The organism is Candidatus Nitrosotenuis uzonensis, from assembly GCF_000723185.1.
In the GTDB taxonomy this organism is placed as follows: domain Archaea; phylum Thermoproteota; class Nitrososphaeria; order Nitrososphaerales; family Nitrosopumilaceae; genus Nitrosotenuis; species Nitrosotenuis uzonensis.
The window spans coordinates 413,290-431,111 of record NZ_CBTY010000008.1 but is presented as its reverse complement, the minus strand read 5'-3'; the positions used below and the strand labels follow the sequence as shown (position 1 = coordinate 431,111).

At 41.4% G+C, this 17,822-nt stretch carries 22 protein-coding genes; 11 read left to right on the top strand and 11 right to left on the bottom strand.

What is annotated here, in order from left to right; all coding sequences use genetic code 11:
• Window position 1: 1 nt before the first annotated feature.
• The 4 genes from NITUZ_RS05060 to NITUZ_RS05050 form a co-directional block, all read right to left on the bottom strand.
• Complete coding sequence (locus tag NITUZ_RS05060; protein WP_048195920.1) at window positions 2-559, bottom strand: uracil-DNA glycosylase; 558 nt, start codon at window positions 557-559, stop codon at window positions 2-4.
• Complete coding sequence (locus NITUZ_RS05055; RefSeq protein WP_048195917.1) at window positions 556-1,953, bottom strand: TldD/PmbA family protein; 1,398 nt, start codon at window positions 1,951-1,953, stop codon at window positions 556-558. The genes NITUZ_RS05060 and NITUZ_RS05055 overlap by 4 nt, the downstream gene beginning before the upstream one ends.
• 30 nt (window positions 1,954-1,983) lie before the next feature.
• A complete protein-coding gene (locus tag NITUZ_RS10145; protein ID WP_177309454.1) occupies window positions 1,984-2,124 on the bottom strand; it encodes a hypothetical protein in 141 nt (46 codons plus the stop codon).
• Between the two features lie 76 nt (window positions 2,125-2,200).
• The gene (locus tag NITUZ_RS05050; RefSeq protein WP_081844864.1) at window positions 2,201-4,072 is read right to left on the bottom strand and encodes an ATP-binding protein; all 1,872 of its coding nucleotides are present in this window, start codon (window positions 4,070-4,072) and stop codon (window positions 2,201-2,203) included.
• Between the two features lie 57 nt (window positions 4,073-4,129).
• On the opposite strand from NITUZ_RS05050, the gene NITUZ_RS05045 reads away from it, so the two are divergent.
• Window positions 4,130-4,492, top strand: coding sequence for an Hpt domain-containing protein (locus NITUZ_RS05045; RefSeq protein ID WP_048195915.1), 363 nt, complete (start codon window positions 4,130-4,132; stop codon window positions 4,490-4,492).
• 67 nt (window positions 4,493-4,559) lie between these two features.
• A complete protein-coding gene (locus tag NITUZ_RS05040; protein WP_048195914.1) occupies window positions 4,560-4,922 on the top strand; it encodes a response regulator in 363 nt (120 codons plus the stop codon).
• On the opposite strand, the gene NITUZ_RS05035 is transcribed toward NITUZ_RS05040, so the two are convergent.
• Window positions 4,914-5,834, bottom strand: a complete 921-nt coding sequence (locus NITUZ_RS05035) for a TackOD1 domain-containing metal-binding protein (RefSeq protein ID WP_048195913.1) — start codon at window positions 5,832-5,834, stop codon at window positions 4,914-4,916. The genes NITUZ_RS05040 and NITUZ_RS05035 overlap by 9 nt on opposite strands.
• Before the next feature lie 111 nt (window positions 5,835-5,945).
• Here NITUZ_RS05035 and NITUZ_RS05030 point away from each other — a divergent pair, with 111 nt between their 5' ends.
• Window positions 5,946-7,769, top strand: a complete 1,824-nt coding sequence (locus NITUZ_RS05030; RefSeq protein ID WP_048195911.1) for a PINc/VapC family ATPase — start codon at window positions 5,946-5,948, stop codon at window positions 7,767-7,769.
• Here the strand turns inward: NITUZ_RS05030 and NITUZ_RS05025 are convergent.
• Entirely contained in the window at window positions 7,756-8,142 is a 387-nt protein-coding gene (locus NITUZ_RS05025) for a metal-dependent transcriptional regulator (RefSeq protein WP_081844879.1), read from the bottom strand. The two genes, NITUZ_RS05030 and NITUZ_RS05025, sit on opposite strands and share 14 nt — an antisense overlap.
• 209 nt (window positions 8,143-8,351) lie before the next feature.
• Here NITUZ_RS05025 and NITUZ_RS05020 point away from each other — a divergent pair, with 209 nt between their 5' ends.
• The 6 genes from NITUZ_RS05020 (at window position 8,352) to NITUZ_RS10140 (ending at window position 11,807) form a co-directional block, all read left to right on the top strand.
• Entirely contained in the window at window positions 8,352-8,699 is a 348-nt protein-coding gene (locus tag NITUZ_RS05020; RefSeq protein ID WP_048195909.1) for a hypothetical protein, read from the top strand.
• Window positions 8,700-8,737: 38 nt separating this feature from the next.
• Window positions 8,738-9,232, top strand: a complete 495-nt coding sequence (locus tag NITUZ_RS05015) for a DUF192 domain-containing protein (RefSeq protein WP_048195907.1) — start codon at window positions 8,738-8,740, stop codon at window positions 9,230-9,232.
• Between the two features lie 28 nt (window positions 9,233-9,260).
• Window positions 9,261-9,878: a hypothetical protein gene (locus NITUZ_RS05010; RefSeq protein WP_052370082.1), complete on the top strand. Its 618-nt coding sequence runs from the start codon at window positions 9,261-9,263 to the stop codon at window positions 9,876-9,878.
• A 110-nt stretch (window positions 9,879-9,988) separates the two neighbouring features.
• Entirely contained in the window at window positions 9,989-10,822 is an 834-nt protein-coding gene (locus NITUZ_RS05005) for a sensor histidine kinase (RefSeq protein WP_155991370.1), read from the top strand.
• A 45-nt stretch (window positions 10,823-10,867) separates the two neighbouring features.
• The gene (locus tag NITUZ_RS05000; protein WP_048196126.1) at window positions 10,868-11,617 is read left to right on the top strand and encodes a sulfite exporter TauE/SafE family protein; all 750 of its coding nucleotides are present in this window, start codon (window positions 10,868-10,870) and stop codon (window positions 11,615-11,617) included.
• Window positions 11,618-11,654: 37 nt separating this feature from the next.
• Window positions 11,655-11,807, top strand: a complete 153-nt coding sequence (locus NITUZ_RS10140) for a hypothetical protein (RefSeq protein WP_177309452.1) — start codon at window positions 11,655-11,657, stop codon at window positions 11,805-11,807.
• Between the two features lie 2 nt (window positions 11,808-11,809).
• On the opposite strand, the gene NITUZ_RS04995 is transcribed toward NITUZ_RS10140, so the two are convergent.
• Window positions 11,810-12,256 (bottom strand): hotdog family protein, encoded by a 447-nt coding sequence (locus NITUZ_RS04995; protein ID WP_048195904.1) that lies wholly within the window; start codon window positions 12,254-12,256, stop codon window positions 11,810-11,812.
• Window positions 12,253-14,028 carry an SDR family oxidoreductase gene (locus NITUZ_RS04990; RefSeq protein WP_048196123.1) on the bottom strand — a complete coding sequence of 592 codons (1,776 nt, stop codon included), beginning with the start codon at window positions 14,026-14,028 and terminating at the stop codon, window positions 12,253-12,255. The genes NITUZ_RS04995 and NITUZ_RS04990 overlap by 4 nt, the downstream gene beginning before the upstream one ends.
• A gap of 80 nt (window positions 14,029-14,108) precedes the next feature.
• On the opposite strand from NITUZ_RS04990, the gene NITUZ_RS04985 reads away from it, so the two are divergent.
• Window positions 14,109-14,348 carry a hypothetical protein gene (locus tag NITUZ_RS04985; protein WP_048196121.1) on the top strand — a complete coding sequence of 80 codons (240 nt, stop codon included), beginning with the start codon at window positions 14,109-14,111 and terminating at the stop codon, window positions 14,346-14,348.
• A gap of 4 nt (window positions 14,349-14,352) precedes the next feature.
• Window positions 14,353-14,724 (top strand): hypothetical protein, encoded by a 372-nt coding sequence (locus NITUZ_RS04980; RefSeq protein WP_048195901.1) that lies wholly within the window; start codon window positions 14,353-14,355, stop codon window positions 14,722-14,724.
• On the opposite strand, the gene endA is transcribed toward NITUZ_RS04980, so the two are convergent.
• The 3 genes from endA to NITUZ_RS04965 all read right to left on the bottom strand — a co-directional run bounded on the left by endA (window position 14,721) and on the right by NITUZ_RS04965 (window position 17,781).
• Window positions 14,721-15,254, bottom strand: a complete 534-nt coding sequence (endA, locus tag NITUZ_RS04975) for a tRNA-intron lyase (RefSeq protein ID WP_048195900.1) — start codon at window positions 15,252-15,254, stop codon at window positions 14,721-14,723. The two genes, NITUZ_RS04980 and endA, sit on opposite strands and share 4 nt — an antisense overlap.
• A gap of 64 nt (window positions 15,255-15,318) precedes the next feature.
• Window positions 15,319-15,972: a DUF47 domain-containing protein gene (locus NITUZ_RS04970; protein WP_048195899.1), complete on the bottom strand. Its 654-nt coding sequence runs from the start codon at window positions 15,970-15,972 to the stop codon at window positions 15,319-15,321.
• Between the two features lie 42 nt (window positions 15,973-16,014).
• A complete protein-coding gene (locus NITUZ_RS04965; protein WP_048195897.1) occupies window positions 16,015-17,781 on the bottom strand; it encodes an ATP-dependent DNA ligase in 1,767 nt (588 codons plus the stop codon).
• Between the last annotated feature and the right edge of the window lie 41 nt (window positions 17,782-17,822).

Sequence of the window (17,822 nt, the reverse complement as noted above, 5' to 3'; positions counted from 1 at the left end):
GTTACTTGTTGTCAATTCCTAACATCCTGGACAACAATTCTATGTCGGACTCCATTACACTCCACAACTCTTGATTGTATATTGTGGCCGCCGGATGAAATGTCAAAAAATAGATTCTACCATCATGTTCTATGCTCTTGCCATGATTCTTGGTAATCTCACTTTGCCCTAAAATTGAATTGCTTGCTGTGTTTCCTAACACGCACACTATCTTTGGATTAATGATCTCAATTTCACTTTGAAGATATTCCATACAGGCCTTTCTTTCACTATCTGATGGAACCCTGTTGTTTGGCGGTCTGCATTTTACTACGTTCGTAATGTATATCGAATCTCTCGATATTCCATGCTTTTCTAACATTAGTGTAAGTTTTTTTCCTGCAGCGCCAACAAATGGCTCTCCCCTCTGATCTTCTGTCCTGCCAGGTGCTTCACCAACAAACATCACCTTTGCATTAACGCTTCCTTTCCCTGGAACCGCATTCGTTCTTGTTTTGCAGAGATCGCATCTAGTACACGATATAACTTTGAGACGTACATCTTCTATACTATCTCTCATGTAGTGCTTTTCACCGTAGCAATTCCTCGTATTGACGGTCCGCCATTTCCCATCTTCATTTGTTGCATGGGATCGCCCTTCCCACAATTTGTGATTGGTCTTACTGTAAAGTCTTTCCCACATGCGTCAATAGATCTAAAGAATTCCTGTGCGGTACCTGTGACAATCACATCTCTGAGCAGTTCCGTGATCCGACCATCTTCGATTCTGTTTGCATACTGACATGATATGCTCCAGTTGTGCCGCCTCATATCTATTGATGGGATCTTCATATCAGAAATAAGGTATCCATGTTTGACGTCTTTTATCATTTCTTCTTGGCTCCAGGTGCCGCCCTCTATACACGTGCATGACATTCTAATTAGAGGCATGAATCTGTATGATGTGGCACGCATACTTGCATTTGGTTCCACATTAAAATCGTAAGCAGTCTCACGACTGTGCATGTGTTCTGATAAAACTCCTTCTTTTACCAGCTGCTTTCTTTTTGCTTTTACTCCCTCATCGTCGAATTCGTACCACCCTAGACTGTCTTCTATTGTGGGATCATCTATTACATTAAGAGCAGATGAGCCGATTTGGCATCCTAGCATGCCCGACCACCATGCCCCACCAGCCCACGCCATTTCTCTTCCTAACACTCTGTCTGCTTCGGAAGGATGACCTAAAATCTCATGTGTTAAAAGCGCGACAAAGTCTGGATTCATCACCACTGTTGATCTGTCCTCATCTACTGTCTTTGCGTCAAGAAGCTGACCTGCTTTTTTTGCTATCTGGTCTGAGACTTCAAAAATGTCTATCTTGTCTGTTATGGTCTCTAATCCTCCTATTCCACCCTCGGTCCGACTGATTGATTGTGTGATCCCGTACTGATGAGCAGTGGCAGTAAGATCTGCAGTGAGATCTGAGAATTCTTGTAATATTCTACTTCCCTCACTGTTTGCAAAATACCTACTTGTAAATGTCTGAAGTATCTCTACGGAGCTCTTCATTATTCTTTTGTTTGCTCTGATCATCCTATCGCATTCAAGTGCAATTTCTGTGATGGATTCTACAGTTGGCTCTTTTTTCATTGTCCGTCTTACTGTTTTTTCTGCCGCGACATTGTTTGCTAGTTTTGTCTTTTTTTTCTTTTTTTGGGAAGCAAGTTTTGCAGCCTTGATAGTATCTACTAAACCATCTTCAAATTCCTGCAAGTATGATGTAGAGTAAAACCCCCACGCCCCATCGTAGAGTATTCGTATTCCAATTCCTTCTTCCTGTTTTTTGGAAATGTGCTCTTGCAATCCATTTTCCACTAGAACGCCTTGCTTTCTGACAGTCTCTGTTCTTACATCGCAATATGAGCAGTCATAGTCTTGTGCTATCTGCAGTGCTCTTAGGATAGACTCCATGCAATAGTGGTGGCGTAATACGCTTTATTATTAACTCTGTCCTGAAATTGTAGGCATGGTGTAAAAGAACTCATCTTCAAATCCATCATCCCTCTTTCCAGTCTTGCGCAGCGCTGTGAAATACTCATTGCACATGGAATAAAATTCCGTATTTTTTGAATTGTTTTCCATTACATTCGGTGAAAAAAATTAATTATCATACCGATTGTGAGTCAAATTAGTACTCTTGGTGTGTTTTCTTTGAGCATCAGTTGCGAATTGGTGTTTTCACTACGTCTGTCTTTGGCAATGAGAAAGTGACAGTGGTTCCTGTGCTAGTGGAGCTCTCAAGCGATATACTGCCTCCGTGGGCTTCCACAATTCCCTTGCAAATTGATAGGCCAAGGCCGCTACCTCCTTTCTCTCTTGTAAGCGATGCGTCTGCTTGGTAAAACTTGGTAAATAACTTGCTTTGTTTTTCCAGAGGTATCCCGACCCCATTATCTTTGATTATTATTTTTATTTGATCTTGGTTCTCTTCGGAAGATATCCTTATCGTGCCCTCATTGGGTTTTACTGCCTTGAGGCTATTCTTTAACAAGTTGGTAAGTACTTGGGCTATTCTGTCCGAGTCGTGCTCTATTATGTGCTGCTTTACATCATTTGTAACTGTTACTTTGGCCTCTTCAATCTGCGGTTGAAGTGTCTGGATTGATCTTATCACAGTCGCCTGTATATCTGACGGTTCTTTTTTCATTCTCAGCTGACCCAGCTCGAGCTTTTGCACATCAAGAAGATCTGAAATCAGCTGCAAAAGCGAGGCTGAACTTGTTTTTATAATGGAGATTCTCTCACGTTGTTTTTCAGTGAGGTTTCCAAGATAGCCTCCAAGAAGCATATCTGCATAACCTTGTATTGGGACAAGTGGAGTTTTAAGTTCATGAGTTATCATTGCAAGGAATTCGTCCTTTGCAATATCTGTCCTCCTAGCTTCTTCCTCCTTCATCTTGATTGTCTCTGACATTGTATTGAAAGTGGATGCAAGCTGTCCTATCTCATCGCTTGACGTGTACTCTATTTTTTCCCCGTATATGCCCTCTTTGACACGTGATAATGCATTCGTAATTCTTTCTAGTGGCTTGAGAGATTTACGTATTGTAAACAATACTGCAACAAAAATTACAATGTCTGCAACAATGACTGCCTGTGTTACTATCTGGCCTTGGTCGCGAGTCTCTATTCTTTCTGCGTTCCATGCATCAAGCATCCTGTCTATAGAATCAGTGAGTATATGTCGTTGTTCATTAAGCTTTGAAAACGACTTGTTGAACTCCTCTGAGTATAGTGACTCTGATTCTAACGTTCTGACCCTCAGCTCAACTGCCTCCCAAAGCAAATCCAACTCATCCAGAGATTGAGAGTTTTCTCTAGGTATTGGAATCAACTCTTCATTATTCGCGCCTACAAAATCCGGATCATTTAGAGGCACTTGAAGCAATTTTCTCATTCCAATCTCAAATGTTATTCTTGCCTCTCTGAGATTTTCTCTTGCACCTTCTTCTTCACCTATTGATATTAGTAGTGCGTTCTGACCAATTTTTTTTGCAGTTTCATGTAATTCGGCGGCAATTTCCTTGTGTCTGTTATAGTTCCTGTCCAGCACTTCTAAATCTCTGACCAGCGAGTCTGTTGTCAAGGTCATGTCTGTATTTTTTTCCAATATGTAATTCATGGCGTTTACGGCATCTCTATTGTATATGGTGGATTCCTTGATTTGTAGTGCCTCGTTCTTGTACTGCTCCCAGCTACTTCTAACCTCTTCGTATTGGCCTAACACCTCATCTGGAATCACAGTTATCTCCTGTCCTCTAATCTTGCCTCCTTCTCTCAACGCGTGAAGAACTGTGTCAAATTCGCTAACTTCGACTTCTAGAATATCTCTGTCAGTCTCACTCCCGCTTGCAATCGAGCCTGCCAGCGCTGCAATGGTTTCAACTTTTGCCTTTAGATCTCCTGCTCTGATAATTGAATATGATTCATTCGTGACAGATGCTTGTGTGTTATACAGTATGAACAGATTGAAGATTGCAACTACAATTAGCACGCCGATTAACAGATATGCCTTGGTGATTATCTTCAATTGTATTCATCTGATCCACATAGAGTATAAAAATCACGATCAAAATAATGTTATTACTTGTCAGAAGAATTCTTACGGGTTGCAAAAAAAGAGGTATCTGATGATATTTCCGCTATTGGTAATTTGCTAAAAACATGTTCAACTGATTCTGACGTTCAAAAAACCGCAAGCGAGATTGAAAAACACATTCACAAAATAAAAGGACTGGCGCCAATGATGGGCCAAGTGGAAATAGGCGAAGTTGCAGCATTGCTTGATACGCTGCTAAAACTGGTAGTGTCTGGAAGAAAAATAGATGGCATATATGAAACACTCTGCAGTTCATTCGATACGATGGACAAAAAAATAAACGGCCTTGATTCTGATATGCTGTCACTCAGATCGCAAATACTACAGGTTCACAAAAGTGTTCTCCAATAAATGATCATCCTGTCAATTTTGTGTAACTCATAGAAATTTTCATAAGATCGATCTATCTGATTGTTATATGGCACGAGTTATGATTGCAGATGATTCTGATGCAATTCGACTCGTATTTCAGGATATCTTGTCAATAGGCGGGCATGAAATCGTAGCTGAGGCAGTGAACGGGGAGGACGCAGTAGAAAAGTTTTCCAAGACAAATCCTGACGTTTTATTGCTGGATTTGGCGATGCCAAAAAAAGACGGACTTACGGTAGTAAAAGAAATAATGGCCACTCATTCTAATGCAAAGATAATTTTGATTACTGCAAGCGACCATCAGAACGTTATAAACCAATGCCTGCAAGCTGGAGCTACTGCTTTTATCTCAAAACCGTTTGATTTTGATCAGGTCCTCAAATTAATTTCGGATATTGTATCAAAATGATGATTTTAGAAAACTAAATCCTGGACTAGATACCATCTTGGCCATTTCAAGCGTGAACCTATTATTACATTTTAAGCACAAATAATTTGTCAATATCTCAGAAAAAATATCGCCGCAATCATTACATATGTAAAAATTATCCTGAACTCTGTAGTCGACCCCAAACACTTTGATTGGTTCATGACACTTGGGACATTTATCATCCTTATAAGAATCTGCAACGGAGACATTCCCACATTTGTAATGTTCTATGATTTTGTCTTGTTTGAAGTTAGAACCTTTGCATTTTGGACAGTGAAACGTCTGTGCTATGCGAACCGAGTCGCATCTGGCACATCCTGCTTCCTTTATATCATTAATTTTTATGATTTTTTTGTCCTTGAGTAGCTGGTTGAGAAACGGCATCACCTCGTCTGTTTTCCGATCCAGATATTGAGAGATTCTCAGCAAACTTATCTGCGTAGTGCTTGAGATCATTTTGACAATATTTTCAAGTTCATCCTTATCTATTGATTGAGATTCTTCGATTCGTAGCGTGTCGATTATTTCCTTTAGCTTTTCAAGTCGTATCGGCTTGCCAAGGTATTGATATGCTCCCTGAGCTATGACGTCTTTGATGGTCTCTTCTGATCTTTCTCGTGCAGTTTCTATTATCACCTTGACGTCTGGTCTTATGTTCAACAGCTGACTCATTATGGAATATGCAGTCATGTCAGGCAGGTTATAATCAAGAAAGACAAGCGGAATTTTGCCTGAGCTTACCATTTCAGTAAATACCTCTATGCCAGTTTTGCCATTTTGACAATGATGGATTTTTTTAAAGCCAAGTTTTGTCAAGAATTCCTTTAATAATATTCCTACAGCCGGACTGTCTTCTATGATGAGTACTTCACGCTCCTCAACTACTGACAATGCCTTGAGTTTTTACGTCTGGTATGATAAAGTTTGTTTTGCATGAGTGTAGTCGATCTTTGGGCATGTGACTGAGTTATGATTAATAGTCTGGCTCATGTTCTGCAAATAATGTCAAAGATAGTCGCAGACACTAGCGTAATAATAAGCGGTTACATCACAAAACAGATAGAGTCAGGACAGATCCACGACACAGTTGTTCTGATACCGATTGCCGCATTAGACGAGCTCCAATCACAAGCGTCACAAGGAAAGGAACCAGGTTTTGTAGGACTTGAAGAGATAAAAAGAATACAGCACATCTCAAAAGAAAAGCGGGTTGCAATAGAGTTTACAGGAGATCGCCCTACTCTTGAGGACATCAAACTTGCCTCACATGGTAGAATCGACGCAATAATCAAAGATATTGCAAAGCAGAATAACGCCATACTGTATACTGCAGACTATGTACAAGGGCTGACAGCAGAAGCTGAAGGAATACTCGTTAACTATCAAAGACCTGAAAAAACAACAACAGAACTTGAATTTCTCAAGTTTTTCGACCAGAACACAATGAGCGTTCATCTAAAAGAGGGTAACCCACCATTTGCAAAAAGGGGGAAGCCAGGATCGTTTAAGCTGGTAAATCTTGACGAAAAGCCGCTTGAGACAAAATACCTCGAGCTTATTTCCACACAGATTCTTGAAGCATCAAAGGGCTCAAACCTTGGAACAATAGAGATATCAAAGCCTGGAGCACTCGTGATCCAATATTCTGATTATAGGATAGCCATGACAAGGCCGCCATTTTCAGAATCGCACGAAATCACAATTGTGCATCCAATTGTAAAGATGACACTTGATCAATACAGCGTTTCAGACAAACTCATGAAGAGGTTCTCAGAGAAGGCAGAGGGAGTGATAATATCTGGCCCCCCCGGCTCTGGGAAAAGCACTCTTGCCTCCAGCCTTGCTAATTTTTATTCCTCGCTTGGCAACATTGTAAAAACGTTCGAGTCGCCAAGGGATCTGCAGGTTAACTCTGATATAACACAATACACCAAGCTTGACGGCCGGTTTGAAAATTCTGCAGACATACTACTACTTGTCAGGCCCGACTATACTATATTTGATGAGGTAAGGCGGCGTGAAGATTTTGTCGTATTCGCAGACTTGAGATTGGCAGGTGTTGGCATGGTAGGAGTAGTCCATGCCAATGTTGCATTGGATGCAGTCCAGAGATTCATAGGAAAAATTGAGCTAGGTATGATTCCTAGCGTAATTGATACGGTCGTCTTTGTCAAAGATGGTGCAATCGCAAAAGTGTATGATCTGGAGCTAAAAGTTAAGGTCCCATCAGGAATGGTTGAGCAAGATATGGCAAGACCTGTAATAGAAATAAGCGACTTTGAGACCGGAAAACTCGAATATGAAATCTATACATTTGGAGAAGAAAACGTCATAGTTCCTGTATCTGGTCAACCAGCACAGTCTGGAATACAAAATCTGGCAGAAGAGAGGATACGAGAGATAATCCGCAGATTCGATCCTAACCCTGAAATCTATATTCTATCTGACAACAGCGTAAAAATCAAGGTAAAAAAGGATGCAATCCCATCAATGATAGGTAAAGGAGGCTCGACCATAAACGATCTTGAAAAAATACTGCATGTGCATATAGATGTCGCGCCCAAAAATGGTGATGACGAATCATCATCGGGAAGCTACAGTGTACCGTTCTCATTAAAGGAAGGTAACAACTCGATATTGCTTAACGTGGACAAGAAAAACAGCGGCATGGTTGCAGATATTTATGTTGGAGGAAACTATCTTACAACATCACGCGTAGCAAGACATGGCAACATCAAAATCTCCAAGCGCTCGGATGCTGGAAAACGCCTCATGCGTTCCGCATTTACAAAAGGGGACATAGAGGTATTTCTTAAGGATTCTTAAATCCGTCGAGGATTTTCTGGTTTGACTTTAGATATGTGATGAACTTTCTTAACTGCTTGATTGTCTTTGGGTTAAGGTGATGTTCTATTCCCTCTGCGTCTTGGTTTGCAGTTTCATGCTCTATTCCAAGTATCTCAAAGAACTCTAACAGTATTCCATGCTTTTGTCTTATTGCCTCTGCAAGATTACTTCCCTTCTGTGTCAGGTTTATGCCACGATATTTCTCATACTTTAGGTAACCATTCTCATCTAGCCTTTGAAGCATCTTTGTCACACTGGGGGCACTCACATTCATGTATCTTGACACATCCAGTGTGGTAGCATAACCTTTTAGCTCGACCAGTTCTGCAATTACCTCAAGATAGTCTTCCATTCTTGCAAGCTTTGGCTTGGCTGACCTGTGTGCTGCCTTTATTGATTCTAGCCTAATCTCTGCATTTTTTTTCAAATTGGTTTGTTAATGAATAACTAGTTTATATTCTAGTCTGATATGGTGCCCTGGTTGTTATTTGATCTTGACCTTCCAGTGATTGTTCTTTTGGTTTTTTGCTTAATTAATTATCTCAAAATTAATGCTGGGTTATGGATGAGTATAAGCAACGAGTGCGCAAACTAAAGTTAATGTCAGATTCGCTCAGGCGTCGCACTTCAATTTACTCGCAGATATCTGATATTGACAAAAAGGACTCTGCCAGATCCCTGAAAGCCTTACGAAAGGCACCTGACCCTGGAGGAAAAATGCAGAAAATAGGCTTCATCATATTTTGGGTGCCTGAGCCTACTGGCATATCAAATGCTATAGGGGCCCCAATGATTCTTGCAGGCAAGTACCTGCAAAAAAAGTATAACGGCGCCACATTAAAGGATATTGCGTCTGAGACAAAAAATCATAATTACACGGTTACAAGCTTTAAGGATGCAATGTTCTAGTTACACAGTTTTTAAAACCAAGAAATACTTTGGTTTACATGGCAACACGTGCCCAAGTTCTCATTCCTATCGGAATAGCGGCAGTAATAATTGGCGTAATCGGTATGATGTCGATACCTAAAGACGCAAAGCTTGAGCAGACCGAATTTCCACGTGGCCTTGTGAAAATTGACGGCGTGACACTTAATGTGCAGATTGCAGACACAAGGCCGCTTCAAACGCGAGGCCTGATGTTCCAAGAAAAACTCCCCTATGATCAAGGAATGCTTTTTGTCTTTGAGGATGAAGGCGTCCGGTCCATGTGGATGCTAAATATGCAGTTTGCATTGGATGTGATATGGATTGATGCTGAAGGCAACGTGGTTCATATAGAAAAAGATGCTCAACCATGCAAATCCGCCCTTGAGACAATGGCATGTACATTTACCAATGGCAATGAGCAACACGCAAAATATGTACTAGAGGTTACTTCTGGGTTTGTAGACAAGTTTAACATAACTGAAAATTCTAAACTGGAGATCATATCAATATAGGTGCATTGGGGCTGGCAGACAATAAGAAATGAATCACAGAATACTTGTCTTTACATCAATCTCAATTATTGCAGTAGTCATACTGTTGATTTACTGGTATTTGCCAGACCCATCAGAGCAAAATCTTACTTTTGATGCTCTTAACGGACTGCTACGTGAGGATCTGTCAAAACAAAATGTGGCAATGTCTTCACCGGTACGGTTACAAAGCCAGGAGGCTATTGCAAAATACTGTTCACTTTTCTCAGATGAACGACAGCAAAGCCTTGTAAAATACTGCACGTCAACTGAGTTAAAAGATGCCAAGGGAAAATTTCTTGGAAACATCCATATGGTTGGCTCTGGTGAAATGCCGCAGGTTGTCATGGCACTTATTCAAACTGATCCGCTAATGTCAGAGCTGGATACGGTAAAAACAGTCTTTCATACAGTAATTGATGATGTGGTGTGTAAATGCTGGGAAGACATAAGACCTGGTGGCATGTCAAGTCTAAATGATTGGATTGATGGACTAAAGCAGTTCCATCAGTCTGACACTCAACCCCATAGTAGGTCAACGCAGCTCAAATTGGGCCAAAAAACTATACAATTGGAACTTACCACGAACGATGACGGCTACCTTTGGCAGCTCTTTATTTACTCGTAGTTTGTCTATTTTGAACAAACAGCCATTCTTAGTGTTCTTTTGCTGTCTGAAATTTGGCTTTGGGGGAAACATATGCAATACATCTGTCTGTAGATGAAAAATGCCAACTTTTGAACAAGATAGAACGCTTGGAGACTGAAAAGCAGCGTTTGGAAGAACAGAATCGTATCAATCGCAGGGCACTTGTCACACTTGAAAGAAAACTTGCCAAATTCGAGGAAATAAGAGAGCAACGCGATTGGTTATTGGATGAGATGACAAAAAAAATATCTGATCTTAGTCGTTTTCAGTCAGAGCTTTTCAAATCAGAAAGGTTCTCTGCGATAGGTGAGATGTCTGCTCGCCTAGCACACGACATGCGAAATCCGTTAGCAATAATTAAAAATACCGTAGAAATTGCAAAAATAAAACATGCGCCACGTATTCCAGTCGAACTCCAAAATCTTCTTGCCACAATAGATGCTGCATCCTCCAGACTGGTTTTTCAATTAGACCAAGTTCTTAACTTTGTACGTATATCGCCATTGCACTGCGATGAGTATTCTTTACGTAAAATACTCAAATCCGCAATAGGAAAGATTGTTGTCCCAGATGATGTCAAGCTGCATGTACCGGACAAAGATGTATTGGTTTATTGTGATGCAGAAAAAATCGAAGCAGTATTTACAAATTTGATAATGAACTCCATCCAGGCGATGGACAATTCTGGCGATGTAGTGATACGGTTCATCCAAACGAGCGGCACGGTTTGCATAGAAGTAGAGGATTCAGGACCGGGGATACCGGATGGCCTTCTAGAAAAAATCTTCGAGCCACTTTTTACTACCAAGTCACGAGGAACCGGACTTGGGCTACCGACAGTCAAAAGCATAATTCAGCAGCATGAAGGAACAATAAACGTTACCAGCAACCCCACTACCTTCTCAATACTTCTTCCAAAATAACATCTGACCCCAAGATTCAATACATATTCTATTGTTGTGTTAATCGTGTTTGACATCATATGGTTGATCCCACTTGGTTTTGCTGCAGGTGTGGTTGGCTCTATAATTGGTCTTGGAGGTGGAATAATAGTCGTGCCTGTACTAACATTCCTTGGCGTTCCACATACAATTACTGCAAGCAGCAGTCTGTTTGCCGCGTTTAGTAATTCAATTGCCGCTAGTGCATCATACGCAAAGCAGAAACGAGTAGACTATAAAATTGGCCTTCGACTTGGCTTACTTTCAGTTCCGGGAACTGTAATTGGCGCATTGATTTCAGCACAGGTGACCCCAGCATTCTTTAAGATCACATTCGGGATAATACTAATCGCATCGTGCTACTATCTTTTCATAAAACGAAAGATTGAGCCCAAGTCTTCAGTCCCAAAATACATGGCAGTTGCTTCTGCTGCCATCAGCTTTTTTGCCGGAATTCTTTCAAGCTTTTTTGGTATCGGAGGAGGAATTGTGTTCGTACCTTTAATGATAATTGGACTAGGAATGCTAGTAAAAAATGCGACTGCTACATCTCAGCTAATTCTCATCTTCTCATCATTGTCTGGACTGGTAGCTCATACTCTATTGGGACATTCTGATTTTGAATATGCGTTACTCTTATCAATCGGCGCATTTGGGGGAGGTCTTCTTGGTGCACGACTCTCAGTCGAATTAAAAGAAAACAGCATAAGGCTGCTTATCTGTGGTGTTATAGTTATCGCTGCAATAAAGTTGTTCTTGGACGCATTTAACGTGTGAGATTAAAAGATATAATCTGCTTTATCTGCTCTGTAGTATGGTAAAATTTGACGGAATTCGAATGCAAGAACTAGTGGAAGTCCAAGACCCAGACAAAGACGGGGGGATAACATTGGTCTTTCAGGATAATAGATACTTGCATATAAGAGTCAAAGACGGCAAGCTAGAGACCACATCTGTTCCAGAATGATGCTATCTTGGCGGCTCTTTTTTAATTCGGTATAGATTCTTTTTTGATATCACGACTAGATCTCCGTTTTCCTTCTTGCCTTCAAAGTCTACTGCAATCATTCCAAATTCATCATCGATTTCTTTTTTATCAGAAATTGTGAATTTTATCTTCAGAATTTCGTCTATGTGAAGCGGTTTTAGGAATCTCGTATTGCGGTTTTCCCAGTTTGTATCTCCATCCATTCCGTACAGCAAAATCATATTGCCGTAAATCTGGCTCAGCCTTGTAAATTCTCCTTCCATTCTTGCAATTATGGCTCTACCTGAAATTATAGAGTTATATTCATCGTCATCAAAAATTGTATTCTTTATCCTAGAGAATGCCAGATACGATTCGAGTTCCTTTTTTGAGAATGTACATGTGGAAAAGAACTCTTCTCCTACTTTGAGCTCTGAGAATTTCTTCATTCGCGCGTTTCATCGACGCAGAAAGTTACCTCAGACGAGCTTCTTGCCTGCTCTGTTACAAAGTAGTTTATGGCATGGGCAATCTTTTTGTTGTCTGATTCCTTACCGTCGACTCCTCCCGGCAAGACTAAAAACGACCTTACTTTGGACTTGAGAACGTCGCTTAACTCTTGATTTACTGTGGTGGTAAATGGCCTTAGTGCCCCTCTGAATACTTCCACACGTGCTCTGTCAGCTCCAGATATCTTTGCACCTGTGGGCATGTCTGGGCCTATGATGACAGTCGTGCCAAAGGCATCCTTGTATAGGCGTGGATCTTTTCTGCCTCCTGGTACAAACATCTCAAAGGCGGACTGCAGTACTGTTGCAGGCGTATTTATGAATTTGTCAACTAGAGCATCCCATGACGCGCGTGATGTGTCTACTATCTTGATGTTCTCTGGCACCTTACCTGTGATGTGGATTACAGCCGCAATCTTGCCTATGCCTTTTGCTGCACCAAGCCACCTTTGAATCTCATCGGGGTTTTTCAGATTTACTATGTGGGAATGGAATTTTGAGCTTATTGCCTCTTGCTGGTCTTTTGGCATTGCGCCAGAAACAAGGCATACTGCCTTTGCCCCGTTGCTTTCAACATGTTGTGCCAAAAACAAGACTCTGTCGACATCTGATTTGTCGGTCGCATCAACTGCGAAGACAAAAACTTGAGAAGCAAAGTTTGGTTGTACCACTGGCGCGGCCGTGGCAATTTGTGGTTTTACCGGATAAAATACCCTGTCCCCTGGAATCACCTTGCCGTTTAGAATTTTTGCAATATCATCATCTGCCAGCGTCATAACCGTTTGCGCTACCTGCATCTGGGAGAGAAATTGCCTGTCTGCAATCATAAATGATGTATTTTTTTGGACTTTTTCTGCAATCTCTTGTATTTTGGAAAGCAGTCTGCCTAATGTCTGAGAAATTTTCTCCACGTCGCCGCTTTTTATCTTGGCTACACTTGTCGCAGCTTTCATTATTCCTTCCTTTACTGTTTTTTCATCCTCGCCGAGCAATCCAACTATTTCTCTGTTTGCAACATCTACTTCTGCAGGTGAGAGATCTTCAAATCCACTTGTTCGTAGAAATTCTGCAGCTGCTTTTGGATACACAGTTTTGTAAATTCGATCAGAATGCACTGGGCCCGGGTTTGTAGCAATCGATACAATTCCTCTATCCGTAAGCTCCCAGGACATTAGCTCGGCAAGCCTGTTCTTTGCTCCCTGTGATGCTGTGTATGGACTGCGAAACCTGTACGGTCTTTGCTCAAATGGCCTTTCTTCTGTAAAGAATGTTGAAATCGTGACTATTTTGGCTCCAGGTTTCATAACTTTGAGAGCTTGGGTTGACGTCCAGAATGTTCCGGTAAGATGAATTGCAACGGTACTTTTGAATTCTTCAAGTGGAGCGTTTGAAAAACATGTGACAGGCCCTGATACACCTGCATTGTTTACAACCACATCAACGTTCACATTGGAGTTTTTCAAAGAATCAAACATTTCTGAAACTCCGGATTCATCACTTACGTCAACTCCTGAGAACAGCCATACCTTTGCCCCGCTTTTTACCCTTGTAATTATCTCTTCAAGAATTTTTTTTGTTTCCTCAAGCGGCTCTTTTCTTCTACCTAAGATGACTATGCTTGCACCGTTTTCGGCAAACAGTTTTGCGACAGTTTGGCCTATGCCGGTGCCGCTTCCAGTAACCAGGACGACCTTGTTTTGAAACTTTAACATGGAATTGACACTAGTCTTGTAATATTTAATTGGATCAACTGATCTCAAATCTTTATTTGAGGGTGGAATCCAGCAAAATCATGCATGATTCTGAATCGGACACATTCGCTTATCAGACATGGCCTGAGAAAGTCTCACATATGTTAGCCGAGATCGGAGTTTCTTCAAAACCAAAGGAGATTGGCACCGATCCGGTCGAAAAGGCAAAGGACTACTATGGCCGCAACTTCTCGCAGACTCCAAGGATGTATACAAACAGAGGCTGCATAGAGCTGGAAAACTCGAGCATAGATGTGATTCAGATCATCCAGAAAGGTTAGAACAATGCAGGATGCAACTATTTCTCCATGGGGTGCACAAGACAGATTTCAAGCACACTTTATTGTAAAGATTGACGTGAAGAATCCGTCAAAATACGTGGCAAGAACTGTAGTTAAGACAAAAGGTCACTTTGCCGCAAAAAAACCAGTTTCCGTAAGTTGGGTTGGCGGATTGCTTGCAGACGAGCTAAACAAGGATTCTGAATTAAACGAGTTGATAGCACGACAGTCACTCAAGAATGCCACGATCTTCGTTGATCCCTCAGAGAGCGGCGTAAGAATCTATGGTAAGTGGATGAACTCTCATGATTTTAAGATAACAAAGGACATGTATGCAATTTACAATAAAATTGCAGAATACGTAAAAAAGATCTAGGCCCTCCACCAATCAAGCGCAAGATAACTTACTTTTTCACCATGCGGTATAGCTAAAATGAAATTTTTTTTCACACTAGTGGCAAGTCTACCTGCAAGGACAACTCCGGTGGATGAAATCGTATCTGTCTTATTATACACCTGTACAAGATACGGTGCATGGTCTATGCCTGGTCCCCTCTGATACACTGCAAAATCGCACCCAAACTTTATTCCTGGATTTATGATGTATTTTTTATCTCTGAAATCTTTGTAGACTAGATATTTTTTATCGAAATTATGATGTTCTTTTCTGCAAATTTCAAGCATTTGTTCTTGGGTGATTTTTTTCTTTGACTTGAAAATCACAAGATGTGATTTTTCTTGTAGATAATATCCCTCAATAAGATCTAAAATCAGCGGACCGTTTATCTCCTCTGGCTTTGGTTTTGAGATTCCTATTGGCTTACCATAGTATGACTCTGAGAAAAGCTCGCGAGCATCCTTTGGATCCCAGACAATTATCCTGTTTTCTACAAGTTCACCATTCATACAAATCATTTAGGCGCACGCCTACAAATCGCTTTGCATTTTTGACAAATAATGAAAATGGGGATTATAAGCTCAAAGCGAGCAAAATGAACGAGTCGGAAACCTCTTGGCATTTGTCTGCCATTTCCTCAATTCCCTGAATGACATCCTTTACAAGCAACAGCTCCTTGGTATTGCTGATTTCATCTAGTGCCTTTATGACTAGCGCTCTGTACTTTATGTCAATTTCTCGTTCAATTTTCTGTGTTTCCTGTGCAAGCTCGATTGCATTTGCAGTATTCGTGTTCAGGCCACGCACTATCTCATTTAGCTTGTAGACTTCGTCTACTAGCAAATCAATTAATGCAGAGATGTCTGAATCGATTTTTGCGCTCTTTAGTGTGGCTGGCTTGATGTTGGAAAGCTTGAATGCGATGCCTGTGATGTATCCTGCAATCTCATCCATAGTGTATGCCGTGTTAAGCAGGTTTTCCCTGTTTATTATCAGCCCACCAACATCCGCTACCTCGCGTGTGATTTTTCGTCTCAGGTTCTCGACTTCTTCCTCAATGCTTGAGATTTGTTCGTTAGCTGCCTTTATGCCAGCTTTGTCTTTTTTCATTATTAGGTCCGGCAGAGTTGCCAGCTCACGAGCTGCATTCAGAATCCTGTTTATTTCATCTTGTAAAACTGCGATTGCTTTTCGTTTTGCTTGGACCTCTAGTTCTCCACTATACATCCTTTTTGTATAACTTGGCTTGGTCTTAATTAACCTTGCAGACTAGGTTTCGGCGGGATTTTGTGTTATTTTTTTCTGATTTCGGTACAACGTGATGACTTCCTGATCCGTTGACGCATCTTCTGGGGCTTTTTCATCTCTTATCTTGCCTGTAAACTTTGGAAACCTTAACGCAAGGCCGCTTCCCTTCCTTATGACATCCTTTGCAGTGGTGTGTACTGGACTGAGCGTAATCTCAGATGCGACCACCTCGATTACTATCTCTGGCTCAAACCATACATCCGGCTCCATTCCACTCTCAATTCGTGGGTTTTTCTTCAGTGTCACCTTGTCCTGCAAAATCTGATAGAACTGATCCAGATTCTCATCGGTAAAACCGGTACCAACCTTGCAGATGCTCTCAAATGTGTCCCTTTCCTGATTGTAAGTTGCCAAAAGTAAAGTCCCATATCTTCCAGTACGGCGCCCCTTGCCAAAGAACGCTCCTATTACAACAAGATCAAGGCTATCGCCAAGCTCATTACGATATTCTCGTTTTAGCTTTAGCCAGTTGCTGCCCCTTGCTCCAGCTCTGTATGGGGCATCTAGAACCTTGAGCATAAGCCCCTCACATCCTGCGTTTATGGCATTCTCAAGAACTTCCTCCAAATCATTCTCGGATCTTACGATGGTTCTTGGCACAAGCCTGACAAAGTCATTTTCTATGACTGTCTCTTCCAACTTTTTTCTTCTCTCATCATATGTAGTGTCAAGTAAGCTTTTTCCATTAAGGTACATGACATCAAACAAGTTTACCGTTATTGGATACTGTCCTACAATTTTTGCAATATCGTATTTTCTTCTTCTGTGCATAAGCTCCTGAAAAGGCAAAAACTCGCCAGTATTCTCATTTATTGCAACTATCTCTGCCTCCAAAATTATTTCTGTAGTCTTGAGCGATTTGGCTATGTTTTCTACTATGTCCGGATAATAACTGGTGATGTTTTCCAGCCTTCTTGAGAATAGCACGACCTTTTTGTCTTGCAGGTGAATCTGCACTCTCTCGCCGTCTAGCTTGTACTCTGCAGCAAATTCATGTCCTAGCTTTTCCACAGCTTCGCTCTCACTCTTTACGCGTTCTGCCAACATGGGACGGATGGGGCTGAACAAGCTTACGCGAAAATTATCCAGTCCGCGCAAATCATGCTTTGCAATCTCTTCGGCAACTCTGCCCAAATCCGATGAGACGTTGTAAGCTGCCTCCAACCTTTCCCGGTTTTCACGTGAGCCCGTGTATGCAATTGCAAGCGCATCCATTACGGTGTTATCGGCAATTCCGAGCCGGAGCGTACCCATAATCAGCTTTAAAATGAATTTAGCCTCTTGTGGTGTAGCGTCGTTAAGCAGGCTTGAGATGTATTTCATTTTCATGTCTTGCGATCTTGTGCCTTCAAGTTTTGCTATCTTTAACAGTGTGTCATAGACACGCTCAGTGGTTATCTGTTGTACCATGAATGTTGTCTGGGCCTTTTGCTCAAGTATCTTTGATGCGGCATGCCCTAGGTCACCGTCTTCGACAAACACTTCGTGGATTTTTTTTACCGGTATTCCCGCCGACTTGGAAATTGCACGCATTGCAAGCTTTTCAGCAACACCTAGCTCCACACCCTCATAGTCTGGCCTGATCTTTCCTTGAATGAGATAGACTACCTTGGAAATTATTTCCCTTGGTGTTGCCTTGAACAAATCAACAAGGTATTGAGTAAGCTCAAGTCTCTTTGTGGTCGATTCCATCTTCTCAAAAGTGTCTGAAATTAACGAGAACTGCACTAGGCAGTTTTACCCGGTCCAAAATAAAAGTGAGTCGTCAG